The organism is Acinetobacter sp. WCHAc060006 (genome assembly GCF_004209135.1).
GTDB classification, from domain to species: domain Bacteria; phylum Pseudomonadota; class Gammaproteobacteria; order Pseudomonadales; family Moraxellaceae; genus Acinetobacter; species Acinetobacter cumulans.
Genome location: NZ_SGSS01000104.1, coordinates 1 through 512 on the forward strand (window position 1 = coordinate 1; position 512 = coordinate 512).

Sequence of the window (512 nt, forward strand, 5' to 3'; positions counted from 1 at the left end):
GCACTGGATTTAGGTTCCAGCGCCGCAAGGTGTGAGAGTTCGAGTCTCTCCGTCCCCACCACTTAATTGATTAATGATAGATTAGTCATTAGGTTACAGAGGATTGGTGTAATGGTAGCATGACGGTCTCCAAAACCGTTCGTCAAGGTTCGAATCCTTGATCCTCTGCCAAGTTTTAAAAAAGTCTAACTGCGAGTTAGCACCCTTGATGGGGACGTGGCGAAATTGGTAGACGCACTGGATTTAGGTTCCAGCGCCGCAAGGTGTGAGAGTTCGAGTCTCTCCGTCCCCACCATCAAATTTAAGAGCAAGGCATAGACCTTGCTTTTTTATTGCCTGAAATTTGGGGTTTGAGATAAAAGATTTTCGGTTGGGTAGGGTAGAAAAAATAAAATGAGTTAATTGCTGTTTTTATGACAAAAAAGCGATTGATTGATTAGAAAATGGCTTGTCATCAACGGTCTATCTCTATAATATACCCAGCCATTGGGGACGTGGCGAAATTGGTAGAC

Annotated in this window: 2 tRNA genes; both read left to right on the forward strand. The window is 43.6% G+C overall.

Annotation, left to right across the window (positions count from 1 at the left end):
- Nucleotides 1–97: 97 nt before the first annotated feature.
- A tRNA-Trp gene (locus EXE29_RS17375) sits at nucleotides 98–171 on the forward strand.
- 39 nt (nucleotides 172–210) lie between these two features.
- Nucleotides 211–295: transfer RNA gene (locus EXE29_RS17380), tRNA-Leu, on the forward strand.
- Nucleotides 296–512 lie beyond the last annotated feature (217 nt).